Here is a 20,555-nt window from a genome sequence, read left to right as displayed (position 1 = left end):
GGAGCGGCACCCGCAGGACCTCCGCGGGCGCACCACCGTCAGCGGTGGTACGGCGCCACGACCACTTCTACTCGCTGGAACTCCTTGACGTCGGAGTATCCGGTGGTCGCCATCGAGCGACGCAGGGCGCCGACCAGGTTGGCGCGGCCGTCCCACGACGGGGTCGGGCCGTTCAGGATGCTCTCGAGCGTGCCGATCGTGCCGACCTCGACCCGACGGCCACGGGGCAGCTCCGGGTGGTGCGCCTCGGCACCCCAGTGGAAGCCGCCGCCCGGCGCTTCCTGCGCACGGGCCAGGGCCGTGCCGAGCATCACCGCGTCGGCACCCATCGCGATCGCCTTGACGACGTCACCGGCGGTGTCGAGGCCGCCGTCGGCGATGACGTGCACGTACCGGCCGCCGGACTCGTCCATGTAGTCACGACGGGCACCGGCGACGTCCGCGACCGCGGTCGCCATCGGCGCGTGGATCCCGAGGGCCGCACGGGTCGTCGAGGCCGCACCGCCGCCGAAGCCGACGAGGACACCCGCGGCACCGGTGCGCATGAGGTGCAGCGCCGCCGTGTAGGTCGAGGCACCGCCGACGATCACGGGGACGTCGAGCTCGTAGATGAACTTCTTGAGGTTGAGGGGCGCCTGGTTCTGCGAGACGTGCTCGGCGCTGACCGTGGTGCCGCGGATGACGAACAGGTCGACACCGGCGTCGACGACGGTCTGCGAGAACTCGGCGGTCCGCTGCGGGCTGAGCGAACCGGCGACAGGGACGCCGGCGGCACGGATCTCGGCCAGGCGACGGGTGATCAGCTCGGCCTTGACCGGCTCGGCGTAGATCTCCTGCATGCGCTTCGTGACGTTGCCGTCGGTCAGCGAGCGGATCTCGGCCAGGTACGGCTCCGGGTCCTCGTAGCGGGTCCAGAGGCCTTCGAGGTCCAGGACCCCCAGGACGCCGAGACGCCCCATCTCGATGACGGTCGCGGGCGAGGCGACGGAGTCCATCGGTGCCGACAGGATCGGCGACTCGAAGGTGAACGCGTCGATCGACCACTGGACGCTGACGTCACGCGGGTCACGCGTCCGCCTGGAGGGGACCACCGCGATGTCGTCGAACGCGTACGCCCGACGTCCGCGCTTGCCTGCACCGATCTCGACTTCGCTCACCCGGCAACCCTACCGGGCGGGCTGCGCGGGTGGCACGGCCGGACGGTCCGGGGGCTGAGCGGGAGCGATTCACCGAGGGCTCACCGTGTCTCACCGGGGAGGTCGAGCCGCACGCCCCCGGCGGAGCACCCGGAGCGTCAACCCCAGGAGCAGCGCCAGCACGATGAGCACGACGAGCAGCGCGGCGGCCACCTTGACGAGCAGGGCCGCACCGATGAAGAGGACGACGAACACCACCCACACCAGGGCGTCCATCGCGCGGTCCGCGAAGCGTTGCACGCTGGAACGGTACCCGACGCGTCCGTCGCGGGGCGGGCCTCCCGTCCGGGCTGGAGGCACGGTGCGCGTCCCACGAGGCGCCACCGTCAGCGGGCGGTGCCGGTCACGCGAGACGCCGGCGTCGACGGGCGAGACGCCCCCGTCTGCGAGCAGCGCCGCGATGTGTGCGAGACGCCGCCGTATCCCGCGGCGTCGCAGTGACTGCGGGGCGTCCCGAAGAGACGGAGGCGTCTCGAGCAGACGGAGGCGTCTCGAGCAGACGGAGGCGCCTGGAGCAGACGGAGGCGTCTCGACGAGACGGGGGCGTCTGGCCCCGCCCGTCCCACCACCGGGAACGAGAGCGGGGCCGTGCGGCGCGCACGCGCAGCCAGCACGGCCCCACCGGTCGCGGGTGCTGCCCCCACAGCGGCACCCGCGATGTCGACGGGCTCAGCGAGCGTCGTCGACGTCCTTGGCGAGCGTCCCGAGGTAGAGCTCGATGACCTTGGGGTCGTCGGCGAGCTCCTTCCCGGTGCCCGAGTAGGCGTTCCGCCCCTGGTCGAGGACGTAGCCGCGGTCACAGATCTGCAGGCAGCGACGGGCGTTCTGCTCGACCATGATCACGGAGACGCCGGCCTTGTTGATGCGGCGGGTGCGGATGAAGGTCTCGTCCTGACGCACCGGTGACAGGCCCGCGCTCGGCTCGTCGAGCAGCAGCACCTTCGGGTCCATCATCAGCGCCCGGGCCATCGCGACCGACTGCCGCTCACCGCCCGAGAGCGACCCGGCACGCTGGCCCTTGCGCTGCCCGAGGACGGGGAACAGGTCGTAGATGACCTCCAGCCGCTCGCTGAACTTCTTCGGCCGCAGGTACAGCCCCATCTGCAGGTTCTCCTCGATGGAGAGCGACGGGAACACGTTGTTCGTCTGCGGGACGAAGCCGACGCCGGCCTGCACGAGCTTGTTCGCCTTGAGGTTCGTGATGTCCTCGCCCTGCAGCGTCACGGACCCCTCGCGGACGTTGACCAGGCCGAACAGCGCCTTGAGGAGCGTCGACTTGCCGGCACCGTTCGGGCCGATGATGCCGATGAGCTCACCCGGGTAGCAGACCAGGTCGCAGCCGTTGAGGATGTTCACGCCCGGCAGGTAGCCGGCGACCAGCTCGGTGGCTCGCATGACCGGTTCCACGGTCGCCGTCGCACCGGCACCCGCACTGGAGGCCCGGCTCACGCCCGCCTCGTTCGTCGCGTCCGTCATCGGGTCGCCTTCCCTTCGTCGGCGGCGTCCGCCGCGTCCTCGTCTGCGACCTCGTCGGCGAGTTCCTCGTAGGTCTCCTCGGTGAGGAGCGAGTCGTCACCCAGGTCGGTGTCGTGGTGGGCGCCGAGGTAGGCGTCGATCACGGCCTGGTCGTCCATCACGGTGGCGGCCGGGCCCTCGGCCACGACCTTGCCCTCGGCCATCACGACCACCCAGTCGGAGATGTGCCGGACCATGTGCATGTCGTGCTCGACGAACAGCACGGTCATGCCGTCGTCGCGCAGGGACTGGATGTGCCCGAGCAGCGACTGGGTCAGCGCCGGGTTCACGCCGGCCATCGGCTCGTCGAGCATGATCATCGTCGGGTCGGACATCAGCGCGCGGGCCATCTCGAGGAGCTTGCGCTGGCCACCGGAGAGCGACCCGGCGTAGTCGTCCTTCTTCTCGAGGAGCTTGAAGCGGTCGAGCAGGTCCTCCGCCTTCGCGGTGATCTCCTTCTCGCGCTTCGACCACACCGGCCGGACCAGTGCGGCGAAGAAGTTCTCCCCCGGCTGGTCCTTCGCGCCGAGCAGCATGTTCTGCATCACGGTCAGGCGGGACAGCGCCTTCGTGAGCTGGAACGTGCGGACCATGCCGGCGCGGGCGACCTTCGCGGCACCCGTGTTGCCGAGCGTCCGCCCGTTGAACTGCCACCGGGCGTCCTTCCCACTCGACGGCTTGTCGAAGCCGGTGAGCAGGTTGAAGAACGTGGTCTTGCCGGCACCGTTCGGGCCGATCAGGGCCGTGATCGCGCCGCGCTGGACCTCGAGGTGACCGACGTCGACCGCCGTCATGCCGCCGAAGCGGCGGGTGATGTTGTCGACCGTGAGGATGGCGTCCGGCTTCGGCGAACCGGGGGCGTGCTGCACCGCGGTGAGGGCGGTGGGGGTCCCGGTGGTGGGGACGGCTGGGGTCGCGGTGGGGTCAGACACTGAACGTCAGCTCCTTCTTGTTCCCGAGGAGTCCCTGCGGGCGGAAGACGATGAGGAGCATGAGCGCGACGCCGACGAGCACGTAGGAGAACTGCTCGGCCTGCTGCGCGTTCATGATCGAGTTCGGGATGAAGTCACCCGCGAGCGTGCGGATGAAGAGCCGGAGGACGAAGAACAGCACCGACCCGAGCACCGGGCCGAACACCGTCGCCGCCCCGCCGAGGATGAGCGCCGTCCAGATGAAGAACGTCATCGACCGGCCCATCGCGTCCGGCTGCACCGAACTCGGCAGGACGTAGATGATGCCGCCGAGCGCGCCGAGGGCGCCACCGAAGACGAGCGCCTGCATCTTGTACGAGTAGACGTTCTTGCCGAGGGAGCGGACGGCGTCCTCGTCCTCGCGGATCGCCTTCACGACACGGCCCCAGGGGCTGCGCATGAGCAGGAACAGCACGAGGGTGAACAGGGCGACGAGGCCCCAGCCGACGATGCGGATCCACCAGCCGTTCACCCCGTTGTTCGAGTAAGTGAACCAGAGGATCGTCGTGGTGCCGTCCGGCAGGAAGCTCAGCGCGTTGAAGGGTTCGCGGTAGCTGGAGCCGGTGATGCCGTTCGAACCGCCGGTGGTGTCGGTGAGCAGGCTCGACCGACCGACCATGCGGATGATCTCGGCACCCGAGATCGTCACGATCGCCAGGTAGTCCCCGCGCAACCGCAGGGTCGGGATGCCGAGGATGATCGCGAAGACGATGGCGATCGCGAGCGCGACGAGCACCGCCAGGCCGAGGGGCAGGCCGTTCGTGATGGAGATCGCGAAGCCGTACGCGCCGAGCAGCAGGAACGCCGCCTGGCCCATGTTGACCAGGCCGGTGAGGCCGAAGTGCACGTTGAGGCCGATCGCGGCGAGGGCGAACGCCGCGGTCGTCGGGGCGAGGGCTTCCTGCGTCAGGGAGCTGAGGAGTTGGAGGATGTAGTCCATGCGGGTGCTCCCTTAACCGATCCGCTCGGCACGGCCGAAGATGCCCTGCGGCCGGAACAGCAGGATGAGGATGAGGATGACGAGGGCGGTGGCGTACTTGAAGTCACCGGGCAGCACCAGGTTCGTGAGCTCCACGACGATGCCGATGATCATCGAACCGACGAGTGCGCCGTAGGCCGTGCCGAGGCCACCGAGGGTCACGGACGCGAACATCAGGAGCAGGAGCTGCAGACCGGTCTGCCAGTTCACGCCGTTGAGCACCAGGCCGAGCATCACGCCGGAGAGCCCGGCGAGACCGGCGGCGAGCGTCCACACGAAGCGGATCACCCGGTCGACGTCGATGCCGGAGGCCGCGGCGAGCGCCGGGTTGTCCGACACGGCGCGGGTGGCGCGGCCGAAGCGGGTCTTCGCGAGGAACAGCCCCGTGCCGATGAGGACCACGAGCGCGATGCCCATCGCGACGTAGGACTGCACGGTGAGGGTGATGCCGGCGAAGGTCACCGTCTCGGGGTTGCCCTGCTGGATGCGGACGGTCGAGGCGCCGAAGAAGTACTGGAAGGCGTACTGCGCGGCGATCGAGAGGCCGATCGTCACGATCATGAGCTGGGTGAGGCTGATCCGGCGCTTGCGGAGCGGCTTCCAGATGCCGGCGTCCTGCAGGTACCCGGAGGCGGCGCAGAGCAGCACCGTGACGATCCCGGCGAGCCAGATGTTCCATCCGAGCTGGTTCGCGAAGACGTAGGCCAGGAGTCCGCCGAGGGTGACCTGCTCGCCGTGCGAGAAGCTCGACAGTCCGGTCGTGCCGTAGATCAGCGAGAGGCCGATCGAGGCGAGGGCGATGAGCAGGCCCAGGCGGATGCCGGAGGCGAACTGCTGCCAGAACCGGGCGGCCGTGACGCTGGTGGTGGCGGTGTCGGTCGTGGCGCCCTCCTGGTCGGAGAGCTGGAAGATCGTGCCGGCGTTGGCGTTCAGGTTCCCCTGGACGGTGCGGGCGGCGTCCTTCGCATCGGTCAGGTACTGCCCCTTCGGCAGGGAGTCCTGGTCGACCTTGACCGTGTACGACCCCGCTGCCGGGATGCTGACGGACCAGCGTCCGTCGGCGTTCGTGGTCGAGGAGCCGGTGAACGAGCCGGGTCCGGTGACCGCCACGGCGACGCCATCGGTGGGCTTCCGGTCGGAGTCGAGGATGGTGCCCTGGATGCAGCCGTTCGAGGTGCTGACGACGCAGGGCCCGGTGCTCGCGGGTGCACTGCTGGAGCTGGGGCTGCTCGTCGCTGCGTCGGCGACGGGCGTGAGCGCCCAGTCGACCGCGAAGGTGGCGAGGAAGGCGAGGAAGAGCACGGCGGCGAGGACCAGGCGACGGCGGCCTGGTGCCCCGCGGCGGAGTCGGTGCGCGAGCACTGACCCCGGCGGAGTGATGGAACCCACGGATGAGCCTCTCGTTCGGATAGTCGAGGACCCTAGGGATTTTTTGTGTCCCCCGTGTTTCCGGCACGTTCCCTGCACAAATCGTGCCGGAACCGTGATGTTGCTCAGGCGCGTCGATTTGCAATCCCGAGACGAGCCTCCCGTCTGGCCGGTACAGCGACTTGGGAGGCGACCGGAATGGCGCGCGCAGCCCGCGCGTTACCATGTCCTATCCGGAGCCCACCGCAGCGTTCCCGGTGTCTCGACCACTTGTCGCGCCCACGAAGGGGACCCATGGACCAGCCGGATCCGTTCGGATTCATCGGACTCACGTACGACGACGTCATGCTCCTGCCGGGGCACACCGACGTCATCCCGAGCGAGGCGTCCACGGCGTCCCGGCTCACCAAGCGGATCTCGGTCAACGTGCCGCTGCTCTCCGCCGCGATGGACACCGTCACCGAGTCGCGCATGGCCATCGCCATGGCGCGCCAGGGCGGCATCGGGATCCTGCACCGCAACCTGTCGATCGCGGACCAGGCGGCCTACGTCGACAAGGTCAAGCGCTCCGAGTCGGGCATGATCACCAACCCGGTGACCACCACGCCCGATGCCACCGTGGCCGAGGTCGACGCGCTCTGCGGGCAGTTCCGCGTCTCCGGTCTGCCGGTGGTCGAGGCCGACGGCACGCTCGTCGGCATCATCACGAACCGGGACATGCGCTTCGTCGCCTCGTTCGAGCAGGCCACCACCTCCGTGCGCGACGTGATGACCAAGGCACCGCTGATCACCGCGATGGAGGGCATCGACCCGGAAGAGGCGATCGCCATCTTCGCGCAGCACAAGATCGAGAAGCTGCCGCTGGTCGACGCCGAGGGCAAGCTCCGCGGCCTCATCACCGTCAAGGACTTCGACAAGAGCGAGCAGTACCCGGACGCCACGAAGGACGACGAGGGCCGACTCCGCGTCGGTGCCGCGATCGGCTTCTTCGGCGACGCCTGGCAGCGTGCCGAGGCTCTGCGTGACGCCGGCGTCGACGTGCTCGTCGTCGACACGGCCAACGGCGAGAGCGAAGGCGTGCTCGACATGGTCCGACGCCTCAAGGCCGACCCGACGTTCGACGCGATCGACGTCATCGGCGGCAACGTCGCCACCCGCGCGGGCGCCCAGGCGCTCATCGACGCCGGTGTGGACGCCGTCAAGGTCGGCGTCGGCCCGGGCTCGATCTGCACCACCCGCGTCGTCGCCGGTGTCGGCGTGCCGCAGGTGACCGCCGTGTACGAGGCCTCCCTCGCCGCACGCGAAGCCGGTGTGCCGGTCATCGCCGACGGTGGCCTGCAGTACTCCGGCGACATCGCGAAAGCCCTGGTGGCCGGCGCCGACACGGTCATGCTCGGCTCGCTGCTGGCCGGCACCGACGAGTCCCCCGGTGACCTGGTGTTCGTGGGCGGCAAGCAGTTCAAGGCCTACCGCGGCATGGGGTCCCTCGGCGCCCTGCAGACCCGTGGCAAGAAGACCTCGTACTCGAAGGACCGCTACTTCCAGGCCGACGTGCCGAACGACGACAAGCTCATCCCCGAGGGCATCGAGGGCCAGGTGCCCTACCGCGGCTCGGTCGGCAACGTCGTCTACCAGCTCACCGGTGGGCTGCGGCAGTCGATGTTCTACGTCGGCGGCCGCACGATCCCCGAGCTGAAGGCCCGTGGCAAGTTCGTCCGCATCACCGCGGCGGGGCTCAAGGAGTCCCACCCGCACGACGTCCAGATGGTCGTCGAGGCGCCGAACTACCGCGCCTAGCCCTTCCGCAAAACGCAACGTGGGCGGCGCTCCGCAGCGGCATTCCGCTGCGAAGTGCCGCCCACGTTGCGTTTCGCGAGAGGACTTTCCACAGATCGAAGCGACGAGGCTCCCTGCGCCGGTAGCGCTCGCACAGTGGGGTGATGGACGAACCCCCACGACTGCTCCTGCTCCGCTCCAACGACAGCGAGTCGCAACACCGCATCCGGCGCGGCGAACTCGTCCGCGTCACGCACGGCGCCGCCGTCGACGCGACCGCTTGGGAGCGCGCGTCCGTCCGGGAACGCCAACGACTGGTCCTGGAGGCCGTGGTCACCACCGTGGGCGAGTGGCGTGTGCTGTCCCACCGCTCCGCCGGCCTGCTCTGGGGCCTGCCCGACGTCGACCGGCCCGACCCACGGGTGCACGTGACCGATCCCCTCATCGGCACGACCCACTCCGGGCGCCGAGTCGTCCGACATGCAGCGCCCCTCGAGTCCGCTGCCGTGTCGACCGTCGACGGACACCGCGTCACGTCACTCCTCCGTACCGTCGTCGACCTGGCACGCAGCACGTCGTACGAGAACGTCGTCGCGGTGCTCGACCACGTCCTACACGAGCGCCTGCTCGACATCGACACCCTGCACCGCGCCTTCGCCGACTGGCCCACGCCTCGGGGCATCACGCGGGCACGTCGAGCACTCCGGTTCGCCGATCCGCTGGCCGAGTCCCCGGGTGAGTCCGTGAGCCGCGTCCGCCTCGACGAGGACGGCTTCGCACCGCCGGTCCTGCAGCAGTCCTTCGGGCGGTTCCGGGTCGACTTCTGGTGGCCGCGGTACGGCGTCGTCGGGGAGTTCGACGGGATGACGAAGTACGACGAGCCCGGGGCTGTGCGGGACGAGAAGGCCCGGCAGTCGGCGCTGCTCCTCCGGCACGATGTCCGGACGGTCGTCCGGTGGGGGTGGGTGGAGGTCCGCACCCCGGGTCGCTTGCAGGCGTTGCTGCGGGGTGCGGGCCTCCCGACCGGTCCGTGAGCGCGACCCGGCCCGGCCCGCAAAACGCAACCCCGGCGGCGAGGCGCCGCGGTACTGCGCTGCGAGAAGCCGCCGAGGTTGCGTTTTGCGAGGACCTACGCGCTGCGCCAGTCGTTCGACGTGATGTGGCTGCCGCCGTGGGGGCCCATCTGCAGCATGCCGCCGTCGACGGGCAGCGAGACGCCGGTGATGTAGGACGACGCGGGCGAGGCCAGGAACGCCACCGCGGCCGCGATCTCCCACGCGTTGCCCGGACGACCGAGCGGCACTCCGGGACGGGAGATCGTGTGCGGGTCCTCGTCCTCGGCGCCGGTCATCCGCGTGGCGATCTCGCCCGGAGCGACGGCGTTCGCGGTGATCCCGTGCTCGGCGAGCTCGATCGCGATCGTCTTGAGCAGTCCGCCGAGCCCGTGCTTGGCCGCGTCGTACGCACTCGAGCCGTAGCGGGGCTGGTGCTCGTGGACGCTCGTGATGCCGATGATCCGGCCGCCGGTGCCCTGCGCGACCATGCGCCGAGCAGCAGCCTGGATCGTGACGAACGCGCCGTCCAGGTCGGTGGACACGGTGTGCCGCCACTGGTCGAGCGTCATGTCGAGGAACGGTGCGTTGTCGCCCGTGCCGGCGTCGGCGACGATGACGTCCACCCCGCCGAGCTGCTCCGCGAGCCGCTCGATCACCGCGCCGGCGCCGGCGAGGTCGGTGACGTCGATCTGCTCGACGAACGCCTGACGGCCCTCGGCGCGGATCTCCTCCGCGGTCTCCTGGGCACGGTCGGGCTCGGACAGGTACGTGATGCCGACGTCCATCCCGGCAGCCGCGAGGGCGACGGCGGTGGCGCGTCCGATACCGGATTCGGCACCGGTGACGATGGCCCGGGAGGGCCGGAACTGGGTGGTCGAAGATGGCTCGCTCATGCCTCGGCAACGTACGCCGGGCCTCCCTGACGGCCGTCCGGAACCGCGGAGACCGTCCAGACGGACTCCTCATCAGGGGTTCCGGTGAGGCTGTTCAGAAGAGTCACGGCTCTGTAACGAAACATCCAGGTGTGTACTTCCGTCACACGGGCGAAACACATCGACCCTAGTTTTCTCCACATCCCACGCGGAGACGCCGCGCTCGACCCGATGCGGTAGGGCCTCCGCGCAGAGAAAGGGTTCCACGGATGATCAGAACCACCCGCGCCACCACGGCGCTGGCACTGGCGGGAGCTGCAGCGGTGCTCCTCGCCGCCTGTTCCACCTCGAGCAACGCCGGTGGCGGCTCCTCCGAGTCGGCTTCGGCCGGCGGCGCGAAGAAGGACCCGGCCGCGAGCTGCCAGGCCCCCTCGTCGCCCAGCACCGACGCCCTGAAGATCGGCACGATCCTGCCGCTGACCGGATCGCTCGCCTACCTGAACCCGCCGGCCGAGTCCGGCGTCGGCCTCGCGGTCGAGGACATCAACTCCGGCGGTGGCGTGCTCGACAAGGACGTCACGATCGACCCTGCCACCGACTCCGGTGACAGCAACGACATGACCGTGTCGAGCTCGGCCGCGACGAAGCTCGTCAACGCCAAGGTCCCGGTCGTCATCGGTGCCGAGTCCTCGTCCGTCACGCTCAACGTGATCGACCAGCTCACCAGCAACTGCATCGTCCAGGTCTCGCCGGCCAACACCGCGACCGACCTGTCCGGGTACTCCTCGCACTACTACCGCACCGCTCCGCCGGACTCGGTTCAGGGTTCCGCACTCGGCCAGCTCGTCACGGGTGACGGCAACGCCAAGGTCGCGTTCCTCGTCTTCAACGACACGTACGGCACCGGCCTCCGCAACTCCGTCCAGGAAGCCGTCGAGGCCGCTGGCGGCCAGGTCGTCTACGGCGCCAAGGGCAAGGGCCAGGAGTTCCCGCCCGGACAGACCACGTTCTCGTCCGAGGTGACCGCGGCCCTCGCCGCGAAGCCCGACGCGATCGTCGTGCTCGCCTTCGACGAGACGAAGTCGATCATCCCCGAGCTCGTCTCGCAGGGGAACAAGGCGAAGATCTACATGTCCGACGGCAACACCGCGGACTACTCGAAGGACTTCGACAAGGGCACCCTCGACGGCGCCCAGGGCACCATCCCCGGTGCCAGCCCGAAGGACGAGCTGAAGCAGCGTCTGGTGGAGTTCTACAAGAAGTCCTCCGGCAAGGACCTCGCCGACTTCTCGTACGCGGCTGAGTCCTACGACGCCACCACCATCGCCGCCCTCGCCGCGGTGAAGGGCAAGGGCACCGACTCCGGCACCATCCAGGCCAACATGGCTGCGGTGTCCGGCGCCGACGGTGGCACCGAGTGCGCGACGTTCAAGGAGTGCAAGGCCCTGCTGGACGACGGCAAGGACATCCACTACACCGGTCCGTCCGGCATCGGCCCGTTCGACAAGAAGAACGACCCGTCGAGCGCCTACATCGGCATCTACAAGTTCGACTCGGACAACAAGCCGGTCTACCAGAGCGCCATCCAGGGCTCGGTCTCGAAGTAACCGCACCAGCACCACGACGGCCCCCGGGAGCAGCAGCTCCCGGGGGCCGTTCGCGTGCGCCGGGTGGTCCCCGCGGGCGCGCGAGACGGTGGCGTCACCGGATGACACCGCGATGCCGCCGAGACACCGCCGGATCCCGCGGCGTCTCGCAGCGGTCGCGGCGTCTCGCACACACGGCGGCGTCTCGCACAGACGGGGGCGTCTCGGGCAGACGGCAGACTGGAGGCCCGGCGAGACCCGGAGGACCGCCTACGCCCCGGCGTCCACCACCTCCGGCGCCGCCGTGCGTCGCGCACGTCGGGCCGCTGTGAACGAGTCCACCGTGAGCACCATCAGCGCGACCCACACGATCGCGAAGCCGACCCAGCGCGAGCCCGACATCGCCTCGTGCTGGATCGTCACCCCGACCACGAGCTGCATCACCGGCGTCAGGTACTGCGTCAGCCCGAGCGTGGAGAGCGTCAGCCGCCGAGCGGACGACGCGAAGAGCAGGAGCGGGACGGCCGTCGCCGGTCCCGCGCCGATCATGATGAGCGTGTGCAGCCAGCCCTCGCCGCCGAGGGTCACGCCGCCGGCCAGACCCGTGGTGCCGAGGACGACGAGCGCCCCCACCGCGAGCGGCGTCAGCCACATCGTCTCGATCGTGAGTCCGCTGAGCGCGTCGACCGTGCCACCGACCCGCTTCTTCACGAGCCCGTACAGCCCGAACGAGAACGCCAGGGTGAGCGAGATCCACGGGACCTGCCCGTAGCCGACCGCGATCACGACGACCGCCACCACGCTGATCCCGACCGCTGCCCACTGCGCCGGCCGGAGTCGCTCGTGGAGCAGGACGACACCGAGCGCGATCGTCACGAGCGGGTTGATGAAGTACCCGAGCGCGGCCTCGACGGTGTGCCCGGTCGTCGTCGCCGCGACGTACACGGTCCAGTTCACCAGGATCAGGACGGCGGCGAGTGCCAGGACGGCCATCACGCGGCGGTCGGCGAGCAACACCCGGGTGCGGAGCCACGTCCGCGTCACGGCGATCGCGATCGCACAGAACCCGAGGCCGAAGACGATGCGCCAGGCGACGATCTCGAACGGCCCGGCCGGAGCCATCGCGGCGAACAGGAGCGGCATCAGCCCCCAGAGACCGTAGGCGATGACGGCCTGCACCACGCCGACGGACGCCTCGCTGCGCGCGGGGCGCCTGGGACTCGGTTCACTCACGGAACCATCCTAGGAAGGCGAGCCGACGTCGGGTGCTGGTGGCGGGCCTCCCGGCGGACGACGGAACGCCCCGCCGGCCAGGCCGACGGGGCGTTCCGTGGAGCGGGTGTCAGTGCTCGATGACCGCGAGGACGTCGCGGGCGGAGAGGACCAGCAGGTCCTCGCCCGAGTACTTGACCTCGGTGCCGCCGTACTTCGAGTAGATGACCTTGTCGCCGACGGCGACGTCGAGCGGCACGCGGTTGCCGTTGTCGTCGATGCGACCGGGGCCCACGGCGACGACCTCGCCCTCCTGGGGCTTCTCCTTCGCGGTGTCCGGGATGACCAGACCGGACGCGGTGGTCTGCTCCGCCTCCACCTGACGGATGACGATGCGATCTTCGAGCGGCTTGATGCTGACGGCCACGGTGACCTCTTCTTTCTCGGTACGTGTTCGGTACTGACGAAAACCGGGTTGGCACTTCCCTCGGGAGAGTGCCAACCCCAACTGTAGGACGTCACTGGCACTCGGTCAATCCGAGTGCCAGTGCACCACGGCCGCGTCCGCCGCCTGGGAGGATCGGGGCATGGACGCCGCCGAACTCACCCAGCTGCTGACCCCGGCCGGGATGGACCTGCTCGACCGTACGCCCTCGGTCTCCGACGGCGGCGAGATCGTCCGGGTGGTGTCGCGGCTGCGGGCCGAGGGGCACGACCCGGCCCTGGTGGCTGCCGTCCTGACCCAGGCGAAGCTCCGGCAGAAGGCCCGCGGCAAGTTCGGCGAGTTCGCCGCGCGCATGCTCTTCACCGAGGCGGGCCTCGAGCAGGCCACCCGGCTGCAGGTCGCCGCGCAGCACGCCGGACGCTTCGCCGCTGCCGGTCTGCACCGGGTCGCGGACCTCGGCTGCGGGATCGGCGGTGACGCGCTGGCCATGGCCGCGCTCGACCTCGACGTCACCGCGGTCGACCGCGACGAGGTGACGGCGGCCGTCGCGACGCACAACCTCGCCCCGTGGCCGAACGCCCGTGTCGCGCTCGGTGACGCCGCCTCGTTCGACCTGTCCACCGTCGACGGGGTCTGGATGGACCCGGCCCGGCGGACGAGCGGGCACTCGGACACCCGCCGCCTGGCCGACCCCGACGACTGGTCGCCCTCGCTCGACGCGGTGTTCGCGGCCGCCACGACGACCCCGACCGGGGTGAAGCTCGGCCCGGGCATCGACCGTGACCTGATCCCCGACACCGCCGAGGCGCAGTGGACCTCCGTCGACCGGGAGGTCGTCGAACTCGCCCTGTGGTTCGGCCCCCTCGCCCGCCCCGGGATCCGTCGTGCCGCGACCGTCGTGGGGCCGCACGGCATCGCCGAACTGACCGGTGCCACCGACGCCGAGGACGTCGAGGTCGGACCGCTCGGTGGCTACCTCTACGAACCCGACGGCGCGGTGATCCGTGCGCGGCTGATCGGGGACCTCGCCCGTTCGATCGACGGCCGGATGCTCTCGGAGGGCATCGCGTACATCACGTCCGACCAGGCCGTCGTCACACCGTTCGCGCAGGGGTTCCGGGTGCTCGACACGATGCCGCTCGACGTCAAGCGCCTGGCGGCACGTCTGGCCGCGGACGACATCGGCACCGTGGAGATCAAGAAGCGCGGGGTCGACGTGGACCCGGCCGAGTTCCGCAAGCGGTTGCGTCTGCGGGGTCGCGGGAGCGTGACGCTGGTGCTCACCCGCCTGGAGGGACGACACACCGCCGTCCTGTGCGAACGGCTCACCGACGTGGCCGGCTGAGCGGCGGACGCCGACCGGCGCACCGCGCTGCGCCGCGCCGTGCCGTGCCGGGCGCCGCCTGGGTCAGCCGACGAGCGCGCCGACGCCGCCGCCGGAGCTGTCCCAGTCGTAGCCGCCCGAGCCGGCCGCGGCGGCGAAGACCGCGATGATCGCGATGACGAGGAGGATGAAGAGCCCCGTCAGGACCCAGCCGCCGATGATGCCGGCGAGCGCCAGGCCGCGGCCCTGCTCCCCCGTCTGCTTGATGCGGCTGAGGGCGACGTGCCCCAGGATCGCGCCGACCGGGCTCGTGAGGATCAGGAGCGGCCCGAGGACGAGGCCGCCGAAGGCGAAGACGATCGACAGGATCGCGAGGGTGCTGGTCTTCTGCGGGGCGTACGGGTTGTGGGTGCTGGCCCGGTAGGGGTCGGAGGTGCCCGGCTGACCGTACTGCGGAGCGGCGTACGGGGCCTGCTGGGCGTACGGGGCCTGCTGGGCGTACGGGTTCTGCTGGTACTGCTGTGCGGAGGGGTCCTGGGGCGCGGCACCGTACTGCCCGTACTGCTGCGGCTGCCCGTACTGCCCCGGCTGCTGCCACCCCTGGCTCTGCTTCCCGGACGGGTACTGCTGCCCGGACGGGTACTGCTGCCCCTGCCGGGGCGTCTCGTCCGGCTTCGATCGGTCGTTCAGATCGGACACGTTGCACCCTCCTGACGGCCGCTCGACCGCCGTCCTCGATCCTCCCACACGGCACCCGGACGGACCCGGGCGTTCAGGCTCAGACCTGGACGGTCGTCACCGGCAGGGTGGAGTCCGCCGCGATGCCCAGGGCACTCGGCGCGTGCCCCTCGGCGACGAGTCGTGCCCCGACGGCCGCGATCATCGCGCCGTTGTCCGTGCACAGGTCGAACGGCGGGATGCGCAGCGTGACACCGGCGGCAGCGCACCGTTCCTCGGCGACCTGCCGCAGCCGGGCGTTCGCGACCACCCCGCCGCCCAGCAGCAGCCGGTCGACGCCGGTGTCCCGGCAGGCGTTCAGGGCCTTGGTCAGCAGGACGTCGACCACGGCCTCCCGGAAGCTCGCGGCGACGTCGGCCACGGGGACCTCGCGGCCCTCGTCACGGCAGCGCTCGACCCAGCGGGCGACGGCGGTCTTCAGCCCGGAGAACGAGAAGTCGTACCGGTGCGCCGCCATGTCCTTCGGCAGCGTCAGGCCGCGCGGGAACCGGATCGCGGTGGGGTCGCCGTCCGCCGCGGCCCGGTCGATCTGCGGTCCGCCGGGGTACGGCAGCCCGAGGAGTCGGGCGACCTTGTCGAATGCCTCGCCCGCCGCGTCGTCGATGGTCTCGCCGAGGAGCTCGACGTCGCCGACCAGGTCCCGCACGAGGAGCAGCGACGTGTGCCCGCCGGAGACCAGCAGTGCCACGGTCGGCAGGTCGATCTCGGACCCGTCCGGCCGCAGGACGTCCGCGCCCACGTGACCGACCAGGTGGTTCACGCCGTACAGCGGCTTGCCGGTCGCCACGGCGAGCGCCTTCGCGGCGCCGACCCCGACCATCAGGGCACCGGCGAGCCCCGGACCCGCCGTCACGGCGACGGCGTCGAGCTCGTCGAGGGTGACACCGGCCTGTTCGAGTGCCTGCTGCAGGGTCGGGGTCATCGCCTCGAGGTGCGCCCGTGCGGCGACCTCGGGGACCACTCCGCCGTAGCGGGCGTGCTCGTCCATGCTCGACGCGATGACGTTCGCGAGCAGGGTGGTGCCGCGGACGATGCCGACGCCGGTCTCGTCGCAGCTCGTCTCGATGCCGAGCACCAGGGGTTCAGTCGCGCTCATCGAGCGCCTCCTGTCCGATCGGGCCCGGGGCGGACCGGGTCGCGGGCTCCAGCGCTGCACGCATCACCCACGCGTCGATCCCGTCGGGCTGGTAGTACCGCGGCCGGGTGGCGATGTGCTCGAACCCGAAGCCGGTGTACATGGTCTGCGCGACGGGGTTGTCGGCGCGGACCTCGAGGAAGACCTCGTGGACGCCGCGGCGTCGGGCTTCGTCGAGGAGCTCGGTGAAGAGCACCCGGCCGAGGCCCTTCCCCCGCTGCTCGGCGGCGACCGCGATGGTCTGCACGTCGGCGACCGGGTTGCCGGGCAGCGACGACAGTCCCGCGTACCCGACGACGGTCGGCGCCGTGCCCTCGTCGGTCGTCTCGACGACGACGTAGTACCCGTGCGGGGAGTACAGCTCTCCGGACATCTGCGACATCGACCACGCGTCGGTCGGGAACGAGGCGCGTTCGAGCCACATGACGTCGTCGAGGTCCTGGGGGTGCGCCCGACGGATCCGCAGACCCTCCGGCAGCGCGGTCACCGAGCCACCCGCTTCGGCGCACCGGGCACCGTCACGTCGGGTTCGCGCAGGTACACCGGCGTGTCCGCGGCCAGGGGTGCGCCCGAGGCGAGCCGGTCCGCGGCGAGCACCCCGAGCCTCCCGGCCGGGATCGTGGCGGCGGTGTGACGGGGCCAGTCGACGAGGTCGGGACGGGAGGCCCCCAGCACGTCGTCCAGGTCCGCCGGCCTGGCGAGACCCGGGCCGGCGACGCGGACGCCGTCGGCGTCGTACGCGCTCCACGCGACCTCACGGCGGCGGGCGTCCGTCAGGACGACGAGCGGACCCTGCTGACCGGCGGCCACGGCGTCGTGGCTGACCATCGGCAGGAACGGGACACCGCGGGCAGCGGCGAAGGTGCGGGCGCCGGCGATGCCGACGCGGAGGCCGGTGAACGGTCCGGGGCCCATGCCGGCGACGACGCCCGTGACGTCCGCGGGCGTGATGCCGGCGGCACGCAGGACCTCGTCGAGGAACGGCCCGATCATCTCGGCGTGACGGCGGGTGTCGTCGGTGCCGCGCTCGGCGAGGACCCGGCGGGTCGCCGGGTCGACGACGGCGACCGAGGTCCCGGCGGAGGTGTCGATCGCGAGCAGCACCCGACCATCGTAGGCGCGGACCGACGCCCGCCCTACGCTGACGGGATGGACCACGATGCCCTGATCGAGCACGTCCGGACACTCCGTGGATCGGCACGGTCGCCTCTCGTGATCGGGGTGTCCGGCCACTGCGGGTCCGGCAAGTCGACGCTCGCCCGTGCGCTCGTCGACGCGCTGCCGGGGGCGGTCCGGATCCGCGGTGACGACTTCCTCGATGCGACCCGGTCGCACCGGCGATCGACGGACTGGGACGGCGTGGAACGCCTGCGGCTCGCCGCCGAGGTCCTCGAGCCACACCGCGCCGGTCGTGCGAGCACGTTCCGCCGGTTCGACTGGTCGAGCCGTGCGCTCGGGACGCCGGAGCCGTTGCCGGCCACCGACCTGCTCGTGGTCGATCTGATCGGGCTCTTCCACCCGGAGGTCCGAGGGGCGCTGGGCCTCACGGTCTGGTGCGACGTCGACCTCGACGAGGCGGCTCGGCGCGGGATCGCCCGGGACCACGAACTCGGACGGTCACACGACGACCTGTGGCGGGATGTCTGGATCCCGAACGACCGTGACTTCACCGAGCGTTTCGCCCCGCGGGAGTCCGCAGACGTCCGGTACCGCTCGCGCGCCTGACGCCCGCTCATCCGGACGCCCGAGAACGGGTGAAGCCGCCGTGACCCGAGGGACTACGACGGCTTCCAGAACCCGAGCAGCCTTTCGACTGCGGGACTATGCATCGATAGTAGCGTGCCTGGGTGATCCCGCCTCCGACGTACGACGAACAGCGAGCTCTGATCGCGAGTCTCGCTCCCTCTCGCCTGCGACGCTTCCGCGCTGCAGTCGGTGGTGCAGACCGCGCAGCCGTCGAGCTGGCCCTCGTCGACGCGTCGCTGGCCTCGCACTTCCACGCCGTCCTCCGGCTCGTGGAGGTCGCGCTGCGCGAGCACCTGCACCGGTCTCTCGCAGCGCAGTTCGGTCCCCGCTGGTTCGAGAACCAGCGGCATGCGTTCGATGAAGACCTCCTCGGGCAGGTGGAGACGGCGATCGCACGCGTCGGCGTCGCTGCGCAACCGGGCCAGGTCGTCGCGCAACTCATGCTGGGGACGTGGGTGGCTGTGTTGGGTCGCGGTGGCCGGAAACCCGACGGGACGAAGGCGTCCTACTCCGAGTCCTTCTGGGAACCAGCTCTCGGCGTTGCGTTCCCGGGCCGAACCCGCCGCGAAGTCCACCGGCTGGCACTCCGCCTCAATTGGGCACGGAACCGCATCAACCACTGCGAGCCGGTCGTCTTCGGGTTCCCCCAACCCGGAACCGGGGCCGAGGGACGCCAGCTTCGCCGGTCCCCGGCGCTGGTCCTCGAGGATGCGCGCTCGCTCACTGCGGCGATCAGTCCTGAACTCGGTGCGTGGGCACGCCGCTGGGATGCGGTGGATGCCCTCATCCACGACAGGCGTGCTGAGGCGGCCCTCGACCACATCGCGACCCATCCGCACACGACGCTCGAACGCTGGCCGACACACTCGCGGCCTTCCGGGGACGAAGATGGAACTCCCCCACCCCGATCGGGCAACACCAATCGTGCCCAGCAACCATCCCCCGCCAGACGCCGCCGCCGAGCTCGGTCGCCAGTTCGACCTGCACGGCCGCCGCATCCTGCGCTACCTCGCCCGCCGCACGGACCTGCAAAGCGCCGAGGACATCCTCAGTGAGACGTTCGTCACCGCCCTGGTGCGGTGGGGTTCGTTCGACCCGGAGCGGCAGGAGCCGTTGCCGTGGCTGTTCGGCATCGCGACGAACCTGCTCAGCCGACACTGGCGATCGCAGCGACGGACGCTCCGGGCGATGTCCCGTTCCGCGACTCCGGAGCACGTCGAGGACGAGACCGGCGACCGCGTCGACGTGCAGCGTGCCGTGCAGGCGGTGGTCCGGGAGCTCGACCGGATGCGCCCCGCGGTCCGGGACACCGTGCTGCTGTACGCATGGGCCGAGCTCACCTACGAGCAGATCGCGGCGGCCACGGGCGTCCCCGTCGGGACCGTCCGCTCCCGACTGAACCGCGCCCGCACGGCCCTCCGTGCCGTCCCGGGCGCCACCGACTCCCTGAACGGACCCCTCCATGTCTGACGACGACCTCTCCACCCTCCGTCTGCTGCGGCGGGACGACGAGCCGCCCGAGGTCCTCGACGCGGCGCTCGACCGTGCACGTACGCGGTTCGACGCCGCCGCGCAGGCCGCGACGGTGACCGCCCCGGGGACGGGAGGCGCGGGTCCGGCCCGCACCGTCCCTCCCGTCCGTCCCCGTCGTCGGTTCCGACCCGTCCTGGTCGCCGGTGCCGCGGTGGTGCTCGCCGGCGGACTGGTCGCCTCCGGGATCGGGATCACGCACTGGTCGTCGCCCGCGCCGGCTGCTGCGGCGACGTTGCGCGAGGCCGCCCGTGCCGCCGCGGACGACCGGGCACCCGTCGGCGCCTTCACGAAGGTGGTCGAGACCGAGCGGGCGCTCGGGTACGCGACCTCGGACGGGGAGCACTACGACGAGGGGTACCTGGCGCCGACGACGAGCACGACGTGGGTGCCCGCCGACGTCTCCGGCACCTGGGTCCGCGAGACGTGGTCGGGGCCGGCGACGACCTTCTACGGCGGCGCCGCTGCCCGGAAGGCCGCGGCGGACGACTACGCGACCGAGGCGCACCGCGACGACCCCCGGTGGGAGCGTGCGGTCGGCGGGGACTTCACGGTCGGCGAGCTCGGCGGGGTCCGACCGGGCACGCTGACGGCGGCGGACATCGAGGGCCTGCCCCGCGATCCCGATGCCCTCGTCCGCCGGATCGAGGACGCGCCCCGAGCGGTGGACACGACGGACGCGGAGCACGTGTTCGACACCGTCCAGGAGCTCCTCCGGACCGGACTGGTGCCCGCCGACCTCCGCGCGGCGATGTACGAGGCACTGGCGACCCTGCCGGGCATCGTCGTCACCGAGGAGCAGGCGTCTCTCGACGGTCGGGTCGGGACGGCGGTCGGGCTGCCGGCCCGCACCGGCGGGGAACGCCAGGACGTGATCATCGACCGGACGTCCGGCACCTACCTGGGCGAACGGACCGTGCAGACGCAGCGGAACGGCAGCATCCCTGCGGGGACGCTGATCGACTCGGTGTCCGTCCGGGTCCTCCCGGTGGACGACCAGCCCTGACCGGTGCGCGGCAGACGCGCTCCAGTCGCGGCAGCGTGGTCCGGACGCCGGCGCGCCAGACGCGCGGACGCCGCGGGCAACGATTCGCGCTGAGCGACAGG

Annotated in this window: 21 protein-coding genes; 7 read left to right on the top strand and 14 right to left on the bottom strand. The window is 71.0% G+C overall.

Annotated elements, in window-relative coordinates:
• Positions 1-38: 38 nt before the first annotated feature.
• The 6 genes from DEJ33_RS02365 to DEJ33_RS02345 form a co-directional block, all read right to left on the bottom strand.
• Positions 39-1,157, bottom strand: coding sequence for a GuaB3 family IMP dehydrogenase-related protein (locus DEJ33_RS02365; RefSeq protein WP_111078735.1), 1,119 nt, complete (start codon positions 1,155-1,157; stop codon positions 39-41).
• A gap of 90 nt (positions 1,158-1,247) precedes the next feature.
• A complete protein-coding gene (locus tag DEJ33_RS16815) occupies positions 1,248-1,436 on the bottom strand; it encodes a hypothetical protein (RefSeq protein ID WP_110903512.1) in 189 nt (62 codons plus the stop codon).
• 429 nt (positions 1,437-1,865) lie between these two features.
• Positions 1,866-2,672: an ABC transporter ATP-binding protein gene (locus DEJ33_RS02360; protein WP_375334705.1), complete on the bottom strand. Its 807-nt coding sequence runs from the start codon at positions 2,670-2,672 to the stop codon at positions 1,866-1,868.
• Positions 2,669-3,643, bottom strand: coding sequence for an ABC transporter ATP-binding protein (locus DEJ33_RS02355; RefSeq protein ID WP_111078736.1), 975 nt, complete (start codon positions 3,641-3,643; stop codon positions 2,669-2,671). Before DEJ33_RS02355 ends, DEJ33_RS02360 begins: the two co-directional genes overlap by 4 nt.
• Positions 3,636-4,622, bottom strand: a complete 987-nt coding sequence (locus tag DEJ33_RS02350) for a branched-chain amino acid ABC transporter permease (RefSeq protein ID WP_110903514.1) — start codon at positions 4,620-4,622, stop codon at positions 3,636-3,638. Before DEJ33_RS02350 ends, DEJ33_RS02355 begins: the two co-directional genes overlap by 8 nt.
• A 12-nt stretch (positions 4,623-4,634) precedes the next feature.
• Positions 4,635-6,050, bottom strand: coding sequence for a branched-chain amino acid ABC transporter permease (locus tag DEJ33_RS02345; RefSeq protein WP_258374472.1), 1,416 nt, complete (start codon positions 6,048-6,050; stop codon positions 4,635-4,637).
• A 273-nt stretch (positions 6,051-6,323) separates the two neighbouring features.
• Between DEJ33_RS02345 and guaB the strand changes: the two genes are divergently transcribed.
• Entirely contained in the window at positions 6,324-7,826 is a 1,503-nt protein-coding gene (gene guaB, locus DEJ33_RS02340) for an IMP dehydrogenase (protein ID WP_110903515.1), read from the top strand.
• Between the two features lie 143 nt (positions 7,827-7,969).
• Positions 7,970-8,839, top strand: coding sequence for a hypothetical protein (locus DEJ33_RS02335; RefSeq protein ID WP_146242504.1), 870 nt, complete (start codon positions 7,970-7,972; stop codon positions 8,837-8,839).
• A gap of 95 nt (positions 8,840-8,934) precedes the next feature.
• Here DEJ33_RS02335 and DEJ33_RS02330 read toward each other — a convergent pair whose 3' ends face one another.
• Positions 8,935-9,753, bottom strand: a complete 819-nt coding sequence (locus DEJ33_RS02330) for an SDR family oxidoreductase (RefSeq protein WP_110903517.1) — start codon at positions 9,751-9,753, stop codon at positions 8,935-8,937.
• A 248-nt stretch (positions 9,754-10,001) separates the two neighbouring features.
• Here DEJ33_RS02330 and DEJ33_RS02325 point away from each other — a divergent pair, with 248 nt between their 5' ends.
• Positions 10,002-11,339 carry an ABC transporter substrate-binding protein gene (locus DEJ33_RS02325; protein ID WP_110903518.1) on the top strand — a complete coding sequence of 446 codons (1,338 nt, stop codon included), beginning with the start codon at positions 10,002-10,004 and terminating at the stop codon, positions 11,337-11,339.
• A 249-nt stretch (positions 11,340-11,588) separates the two neighbouring features.
• On the opposite strand, the gene rarD is transcribed toward DEJ33_RS02325, so the two are convergent.
• Positions 11,589-12,551 (bottom strand): EamA family transporter RarD, encoded by a 963-nt coding sequence (rarD, locus tag DEJ33_RS02320; protein ID WP_111194207.1) that lies wholly within the window; start codon positions 12,549-12,551, stop codon positions 11,589-11,591.
• Positions 12,552-12,660: 109 nt separating this feature from the next.
• A complete protein-coding gene (gene groES, locus DEJ33_RS02315; RefSeq protein ID WP_071292506.1) occupies positions 12,661-12,957 on the bottom strand; it encodes a co-chaperone GroES in 297 nt (98 codons plus the stop codon).
• Positions 12,958-13,117: 160 nt separating this feature from the next.
• Between groES and DEJ33_RS02310 the strand changes: the two genes are divergently transcribed.
• Positions 13,118-14,320: a class I SAM-dependent methyltransferase gene (locus DEJ33_RS02310; protein ID WP_111194206.1), complete on the top strand. Its 1,203-nt coding sequence runs from the start codon at positions 13,118-13,120 to the stop codon at positions 14,318-14,320.
• A 63-nt stretch (positions 14,321-14,383) separates the two neighbouring features.
• Here DEJ33_RS02310 and DEJ33_RS17670 read toward each other — a convergent pair whose 3' ends face one another.
• From DEJ33_RS17670 to tsaB, 4 genes are all read right to left on the bottom strand, one after another.
• Entirely contained in the window at positions 14,384-14,998 is a 615-nt protein-coding gene (locus tag DEJ33_RS17670) for a DUF4190 domain-containing protein (protein WP_111194205.1), read from the bottom strand.
• Positions 14,999-15,077: 79 nt separating this feature from the next.
• Positions 15,078-16,133 (bottom strand): tRNA (adenosine(37)-N6)-threonylcarbamoyltransferase complex transferase subunit TsaD, encoded by a 1,056-nt coding sequence (gene tsaD / locus DEJ33_RS02300; protein ID WP_111194204.1) that lies wholly within the window; start codon positions 16,131-16,133, stop codon positions 15,078-15,080.
• Positions 16,120-16,659: a ribosomal protein S18-alanine N-acetyltransferase gene (gene rimI, locus DEJ33_RS02295; RefSeq protein WP_258378069.1), complete on the bottom strand. Its 540-nt coding sequence runs from the start codon at positions 16,657-16,659 to the stop codon at positions 16,120-16,122. Before rimI ends, tsaD begins: the two co-directional genes overlap by 14 nt.
• Entirely contained in the window at positions 16,656-17,276 is a 621-nt protein-coding gene (gene tsaB, locus DEJ33_RS02290; RefSeq protein WP_111194203.1) for a tRNA (adenosine(37)-N6)-threonylcarbamoyltransferase complex dimerization subunit type 1 TsaB, read from the bottom strand. The genes rimI and tsaB overlap by 4 nt, the downstream gene beginning before the upstream one ends.
• Positions 17,277-17,321: 45 nt before the next feature.
• Between tsaB and DEJ33_RS02285 the strand changes: the two genes are divergently transcribed.
• Positions 17,322-17,897: a uridine kinase gene (locus DEJ33_RS02285; protein WP_111194202.1), complete on the top strand. Its 576-nt coding sequence runs from the start codon at positions 17,322-17,324 to the stop codon at positions 17,895-17,897.
• A 53-nt stretch (positions 17,898-17,950) separates the two neighbouring features.
• On the opposite strand, the gene DEJ33_RS17060 is transcribed toward DEJ33_RS02285, so the two are convergent.
• Positions 17,951-18,355, bottom strand: a complete 405-nt coding sequence (locus DEJ33_RS17060; protein WP_181432735.1) for a hypothetical protein — start codon at positions 18,353-18,355, stop codon at positions 17,951-17,953.
• Positions 18,356-18,842: 487 nt separating this feature from the next.
• Between DEJ33_RS17060 and DEJ33_RS17055 the strand changes: the two genes are divergently transcribed.
• Together DEJ33_RS17055 and DEJ33_RS02270 are read left to right on the top strand one after the other, a co-directional pair.
• On the top strand, positions 18,843-19,388 hold the full coding sequence (locus tag DEJ33_RS17055) for an RNA polymerase sigma factor (protein WP_181432736.1): 546 nt from the start codon (positions 18,843-18,845) through the stop codon (positions 19,386-19,388).
• Complete coding sequence (locus DEJ33_RS02270; protein WP_111078746.1) at positions 19,381-20,454, top strand: CU044_5270 family protein; 1,074 nt, start codon at positions 19,381-19,383, stop codon at positions 20,452-20,454. The genes DEJ33_RS17055 and DEJ33_RS02270 overlap by 8 nt, the downstream gene beginning before the upstream one ends.
• Positions 20,455-20,555 lie beyond the last annotated feature (101 nt).

The organism is Curtobacterium sp. MCPF17_047, from assembly GCF_003234045.1.
GTDB lineage: Bacteria > Actinomycetota > Actinomycetes > Actinomycetales > Microbacteriaceae > Curtobacterium.
This window is presented reverse-complemented; position numbering and strand designations above follow the sequence as displayed.

What these genes read in the sequence shown, in the direction of transcription:
- DEJ33_RS02360 (WP_375334705.1), bottom strand. Translation starts at nt 2,672, where the DNA reads ATGACGGACGCGACGAACGAGGCGGGCGTGAGCCGGGCCTCCAGTGCG.
- DEJ33_RS02350 (WP_110903514.1), bottom strand. Translation starts at nt 4,622, where the DNA reads ATGGACTACATCCTCCAACTCCTCAGCTCCCTGACGCAGGAAGCCCTC.
- guaB (WP_110903515.1), top strand. Translation starts at nt 6,324, where the DNA reads ATGGACCAGCCGGATCCGTTCGGATTCATCGGACTCACGTACGACGAC.
- DEJ33_RS02335 (WP_146242504.1), top strand. Translation starts at nt 7,970, where the DNA reads ATGGACGAACCCCCACGACTGCTCCTGCTCCGCTCCAACGACAGCGAG.
- DEJ33_RS02330 (WP_110903517.1), bottom strand. Translation starts at nt 9,753, where the DNA reads ATGAGCGAGCCATCTTCGACCACCCAGTTCCGGCCCTCCCGGGCCATC.
- DEJ33_RS02325 (WP_110903518.1), top strand. Translation starts at nt 10,002, where the DNA reads ATGATCAGAACCACCCGCGCCACCACGGCGCTGGCACTGGCGGGAGCT.
- DEJ33_RS02310 (WP_111194206.1), top strand. Translation starts at nt 13,118, where the DNA reads ATGGACGCCGCCGAACTCACCCAGCTGCTGACCCCGGCCGGGATGGAC.
- tsaD (WP_111194204.1), bottom strand. Translation starts at nt 16,133, where the DNA reads ATGAGCGCGACTGAACCCCTGGTGCTCGGCATCGAGACGAGCTGCGAC.
- DEJ33_RS02285 (WP_111194202.1), top strand. Translation starts at nt 17,322, where the DNA reads ATGGACCACGATGCCCTGATCGAGCACGTCCGGACACTCCGTGGATCG.
- DEJ33_RS02270 (WP_111078746.1), top strand. Translation starts at nt 19,381, where the DNA reads ATGTCTGACGACGACCTCTCCACCCTCCGTCTGCTGCGGCGGGACGAC.